Genomic DNA, 5,404 nt, shown 5'->3' with positions numbered 1-5,404 from the left:
CAATTATCAATAGCAATAATAAAATCAATCATCGTAGTCACCTCATCTATAGTGTACTACTTTGATTGATTTTGTCATTATGAATCTAGTTTTCTGAAAACAAAAGTTTCTTCATGCGTTTGGCGTGTAGTTTTTATCTCCTTAATGGGGTCTTCCTTAAATTGAACTAACTGGAACATAAAAAGCTCCCTCTTTCTAGCTAAAGGCAGGACGCCTAAATAATCAGCTACTATTTTTTATTTGGCTAGCAATATGGGTAGCAAAATAAAAACAGACTCTCCGAAAGTTCGGAAAGCCTGATATGATGCGATTAATCAACTTATTTAGCTACTGGATAAACAGAAACTTGTTTTTTATCGCGTCCTTTACGTTCGAAACGTACAACACCTTCAACTTTAGCGAAAAGTGTGTCATCTCCACCACGGCCTACGTTTACACCTGGGTAGATATGAGTTCCACGTTGACGGTAAAGAATTGATCCACCTGAAACAGTTTGACCATCAGCAGCTTTAGCACCTAGGCGTTTAGCTTGTGAGTCACGTCCGTTTGATGTAGAACCTCCACCTTTTTTGTGGGCGAAAAGTTGCAAGTTAGCAAGATTCATTTTTAACATAATGTTGTTTCCTCTCTTAAATTAAATTTAGATGACCTGAGTTTTGACAAATTTCGAAGAATCATTCGCCAAACTAGTCATTCCTAGAAGAAAAGATTCAAATAATAATTGAACTTCCTCCTTGTTGTCATGTGGTGGTATTGTAATAGCCATATACCCACCTTCAACATCATTAAGATCTACTAATGCTTGGCAATCTGCTAACATCTCAAGAGAATTAACAAAGTTAATGGCTAGAGTACTAACAGAGGCACAAACAATATCAAAGCCATGTTTACCACTACCAGCATGACCTGTCAGTGTAACACTGCTCAGTTGACCATTTTTTTGGCGAGTAAAAATTGCTTTAATCATAAGCTAGTAAATTAAGCGTTGATTGCGTTGATGACAACTTTAGTGTAAGGTTGACGATGACCTTGTTTACGGTGGCTACCTTTTTTAGGTTTGTATTTGAAAGTTACAACTTTCTTTTGTTTTCCTTGTTTTTCAACAGTTCCAACGACAGTAGCTCCTTCAACAACTGGAGTACCAACTACAGTTTTGTCACCACCTACAAGAACAACTTCGTTAAAAGTTACTTCTGCGCCAGCTTCAGCGTCAATTTTCTCAACGTAGATTGCTTGACCTACTTCAACTTTAACTTGTTTTCCACCAGTTTTGATGATTGCGTATGTGCTCATGATGCACCTCCTATAAAATTTTTAGTTGAGGTTTCCCTCTGTGAAGACTCGCCTGGAATCGTGAGACTTGGTCTACTTGACAACGATTTTCGTGCGGTTGCACAGGATGTGCATTTAGTCAACGTTACTATTTTAGCACCATAACTGCTTTTTATCAAGGAAAAAATAACTTTAATCTCTATTTTTTTATCATTAAATGCTAGACCACCAAGTATTACCATTTCAGGTTGACTAAATCATTAATTTCCTGATAGGCAAGTGCTACTTTTGCTTTGGTTTCCTCATCAATCTTATCATGGTATTTTCCACCCTTGATAAAATCTTCTAAAATCATTGTTCGATAATTGTATAGTTCAAAACCTTCTTTGCCCACAATCCCTTTGCCTTTGGCTAAAACCATCGTTGGATGGGCTTTAACTGTTTTGATGGTTGTCTTTTTCCCTTTTTTCTCAAAAGTAAGGTCCATCAATAGGCCGCGTTCTGTCCAAATGTCATCTACTGTTTCTAAGCGCTGGTTGGAAATAAAATTCCCCATAGAATAAATAATAAATTTTTTGTCCTTTCCTTTGAGGATGGTTTCTGACGGTTCAATTACATGGGGATGACCACCAAGGACAACATCTGCTCCCCAATCAATCATGTTATGATAGAGTTCTTTTTGCTCTACTGTGGGTTCTAATGCATATTCTGTCCCCATTTGTGGCATAACAATAGTAACGTCAGCCTTTTTTTCAGCAGACTGAATTTCTTTTTTCATTTTAGATTCATCTAAATCAGACAAGTGTTTCTCATACTCTTCCTGACTAAGACCACCTTCCATACCATTGTAACCATAGGAATAGCCTAGTATAGCTATTTTAATCCCATTAACATTTTTAATCAGAAAAGGTTCTTTTGAACGGTCTTTGTTGTAGATACCAATACTATCTAGCCCTAATTGTGAAAAGACCTTTTTCGTATGGAGAGCCCCTGCCAACTGAGAATCTAAAATATGGTTATGGGCTAAATCAACCACATCATAGCCTGTCTGTTTGAGAGCACTTGCAATTTCTTCTGGAGCATTAAATAAAGGATAACCAGCTAAGGGATAATCTGGACTAATGGTCCCTTCGTAGTCTCCAATAGCCAAATCAGCCTCCCTAATCCATTCTTTAACGTATTCAAAATAGGGATTAAAATCATAGGAATCATCAGCTTTTCTAGCACTCATATAGAGAATATCATGAATCAAGATATCACCGTTAGCAACGACACGTGCAGTTTTTACAGCTTGATGGCTACTTTGCTGTGCTATTTTACTATTTTTTTGAAAGGCAAGTAAGTCGTTCATCAGCCCAACTAGTAACAGTACAGCAATCGCAGAAATCACAACTAATAGTGTTTTTTTATAGGGAATTTCTTTTATCAAAACGCAACCTCCTTTTCCTCTATTATAACATCTTGCTGCAACAATTTCCTGTGTTTTTCCAGCAAAAAAAGCTCTTGACAACCAAGAGCTTTTTCATTCCTATAAAGTTACTACTGCTTGATTAACATCTAAAAATGTCATTAGAGCAAGTCCTCAATAAGACTATCAACATCATCATTGATAACTTCAGGTGTGATTTCCGTCACGACAATGCCTGCAACTGCTCGTTCAACAAGACCTGTAATATCAAAACGTTCTTCATACTTTTCAACATTACTTAGTTTAGGGTTAGTTTTAGGACGATCTGGTGCAAAAATAGTACAGCAATCTTCGAACGGTTGAATAGAAATCTCAAAGGTATCAATCGCCTGAGCCATCTCAATAATCTCAAGCTTATCCATTGTTACTACTGGTCGGATAATTGGTGTTGAGGTGACAGCATTAATGGCCTGCATGCTTTCTAGAGTTTGACTAGCAACTTGACCTAGGCTCTCACCGTTAACAATAACAAGTGCATGGCGTTGTTCACGAATAGCATCTGTAATGCGCATCATAAAGCGACGAGTTAATGTCATAAGGTAAGCTTCTGGTGCCTTATTTTTAATTTCTTCTTGAATTTCTGTAAAGGGAACTTCGATAAATTGAATATTCCCACCGAAACGAGTTAATCGACGAGTAAGGTTTTGCGCTTTAGCCAAGGCACCTGGACTGGTGTAAGGAGGACTAGCAAAGTGAACGGCTTCAATATCAAGGCCTCGTTTAAGAGCTAAATAACCAGCTACCGGTGAATCAATACCACCTGATAACATCAGCATCCCTTTACCCGATGTTCCTACTGGTAATCCGCCTGCTCCTTTAATTTCTTCATAGTAAATATAGGCTGCTTCATCACGAATTTCAACTTTGAGGGTCACATCTGGATGTTTCATCTGAGCTTGGATATTTGGTAAAACCTCAAAAACAGCTCCTCCAAGAAGGTTATTAAGTTCACGACTGTCCAATTCAAATTGATGATCGCTCCGTTTACTGGCAATTTTAAAGGTTAATCCTTCATGATAAAGAGAGGTCATGATGTTTTGAACAGTCTCTATCAAAACAGGAACACTTTTGTCAACCTTATAAACTGGAGATAAAGCTTGAATCCCAAAAACCAGTTTCAAAGCTTCTACAACTGGCTGGTAATCTGTGCCATTCAAATAGACATGAGTTCTGTCACGGTCTGAACGAACAGTGATAGCTGGAAAAGGAGCTAAAACATCCTGAATGTTCTTTTTAAGTTTATTGATGAATCGCATACGATTCTTTCCTTTAGTTGATAGTTCACCGTGGCGAACCATAATTTCTGAATAGTTCATCTTACCTAACTTTCTGTGTTTTATCATAAATCTGTTTGAATATTGTGAGGAATTGCTCTACTTGTCCCATGTCATTATCATCATCTAAGCTAATACGAACAGCAGTTTGAGCAGCTTTGACGGGTACTCCCATTGCTACCAAACTTCCTGCCGGCTTTCCAGCTTTAGACGAACAAGCGCTGGTTGTCGAAATATAAATGTCGTGCGTTTCAAAAGCATGGACAATGACTTCACCTCGAACACCCTTAATACCAAAGGTAATAATATTGGGCGCAAATCCTTCTTGGCCTGAGAATAGAGTAACATCCTGATAGCCTGATAGTGCCTGATAAATCACTTCTCGCATTGCCTTCAGTCTAGGTAAAGCTAAGGTTTCCTTTTCCGTTACCATTCTAAGTGCCTTGGCCATACTAGCAATTCCAGCTACATTTTCAGTTGTTGAGCGCATCTCCTGTTCTTGACCTCCTCCAGTCAATAAAGGGTTAAGTCGCTTGCCAGATTTTTTATAGAGGAAGCCTACACCACGCACTGCATGAAACTTGTGGCCAGAAAACGAGGCCAAATCAACGCGTTCGGTCAGATAGGTTGCGGTGGGAATTTTGCCGATTGCCTGAACCGCGTCAACATGGAAAGTAACCGTCGAGTGATCTGCCAACATTTTTGAGATAGCTTGAATGGGCTGGATAGCCCCCATCTCATTATTAACCGCCATAATAGACACTAAGATGGTATCTGGTCGAAGAAGCTCAGCTAGGGCTTTCACATCTACTATTCCTCGTGCTGTTACAGGAGCATATGATACCTCAAATCCTTGTGAGCTAAGCCACTTGGCACTCTCAGTTACCGCAGGATGTTCAATCGCTGAAACAATAATATGTTTCCCAAAAGCAGCCTTTTCAAAAGCAATCCCTTTAATAGCCCAATTATCACTTTCTGTCCCACCAGACGTAAAAAAGATTTCTTCTGTTTTAACACCTAACAAACCAGCAATCTGTTTACGGGAAGCCTCTAAAATACGACTTGCATTTGTCCCTAATTGATGCAGGCTTGAGGGGTTGCCATATATTTTTGTTGCTACTTCTTGGTAGGTTCTAAGAGCCTCGCCATAAGGAATGGTTGTGGCTGCATTATCAAAATAAATCATGTGTCACCTTCATTTTTACTCAATACTTTATTGTATCACAAAATAGCTAAAATGAAATCAGGAAAATATTGCCCTAACACGCCGTACGCATGAAAACTTTCTCTTCATCCTTTTGTGCCCGGACATCAATTTTGAAAAGATTCCTTTTTAAATCAATCATCTGCTTAGCCTCTTTCTCCAAATAATTGGACTAAATAATCTTCC

General features: G+C 38.6%; 6 protein-coding genes and 1 other annotated feature. All 6 genes read right to left on the bottom strand.

Annotation, left to right across the window (positions count from 1 at the left end; genetic code table 11):
- Nucleotides 1-319: 319 nt before the first annotated feature.
- Nucleotides 320-613, bottom strand: coding sequence for a 50S ribosomal protein L27 (gene rpmA, locus ACYTR8_RS09980; protein ID WP_002985110.1), 294 nt, complete (start codon nucleotides 611-613; stop codon nucleotides 320-322).
- Between the two features lie 27 nt (nucleotides 614-640).
- The gene (locus ACYTR8_RS09975; RefSeq protein WP_111716104.1) at nucleotides 641-967 is read right to left on the bottom strand and encodes a ribosomal-processing cysteine protease Prp; all 327 of its coding nucleotides are present in this window, start codon (nucleotides 965-967) and stop codon (nucleotides 641-643) included.
- 11 nt (nucleotides 968-978) lie between these two features.
- Entirely contained in the window at nucleotides 979-1,293 is a 315-nt protein-coding gene (gene rplU / locus ACYTR8_RS09970) for a 50S ribosomal protein L21 (protein ID WP_002985116.1), read from the bottom strand.
- Between the two features lie 34 nt (nucleotides 1,294-1,327).
- Nucleotides 1,328-1,402, bottom strand: a sequence feature (ribosomal protein L21 leader region).
- Between the two features lie 105 nt (nucleotides 1,403-1,507).
- Complete coding sequence (locus ACYTR8_RS09965) at nucleotides 1,508-2,701, bottom strand: CapA family protein (RefSeq protein ID WP_111717917.1); 1,194 nt, start codon at nucleotides 2,699-2,701, stop codon at nucleotides 1,508-1,510.
- A gap of 140 nt (nucleotides 2,702-2,841) precedes the next feature.
- Nucleotides 2,842-4,056, bottom strand: a complete 1,215-nt coding sequence (thiI, locus tag ACYTR8_RS09960) for a tRNA uracil 4-sulfurtransferase ThiI (RefSeq protein ID WP_479642098.1) — start codon at nucleotides 4,054-4,056, stop codon at nucleotides 2,842-2,844.
- 1 nt (nucleotide 4,057) lies between these two features.
- Nucleotides 4,058-5,200: a cysteine desulfurase family protein gene (locus ACYTR8_RS09955; protein ID WP_022554486.1), complete on the bottom strand. Its 1,143-nt coding sequence runs from the start codon at nucleotides 5,198-5,200 to the stop codon at nucleotides 4,058-4,060.
- Between the last annotated feature and the right edge of the window lie 204 nt (nucleotides 5,201-5,404).

It is taken from the genome of Streptococcus sp. F2, from assembly GCF_056500955.1.
This window is presented reverse-complemented; position numbering and strand designations above follow the sequence as displayed.

Bases quoted from the DNA above. Each gene is read 5' to 3' on its own strand.
- ACYTR8_RS09975 (WP_111716104.1), bottom strand. From the start codon at position 967: ATGATTAAAGCAATTTTTACTCGCCAAAAAAATGGTCAACTGAGCAGT.
- rpmA (WP_002985110.1), bottom strand. From the start codon at position 613: ATGTTAAAAATGAATCTTGCTAACTTGCAACTTTTCGCCCACAAAAAA.
- thiI (WP_479642098.1), bottom strand. From the start codon at position 4,056: ATGAACTATTCAGAAATTATGGTTCGCCACGGTGAACTATCAACTAAA.
- rplU (WP_002985116.1), bottom strand. From the start codon at position 1,293: ATGAGCACATACGCAATCATCAAAACTGGTGGAAAACAAGTTAAAGTT.
- ACYTR8_RS09955 (WP_022554486.1), bottom strand. From the start codon at position 5,200: ATGATTTATTTTGATAATGCAGCCACAACCATTCCTTATGGCGAGGCT.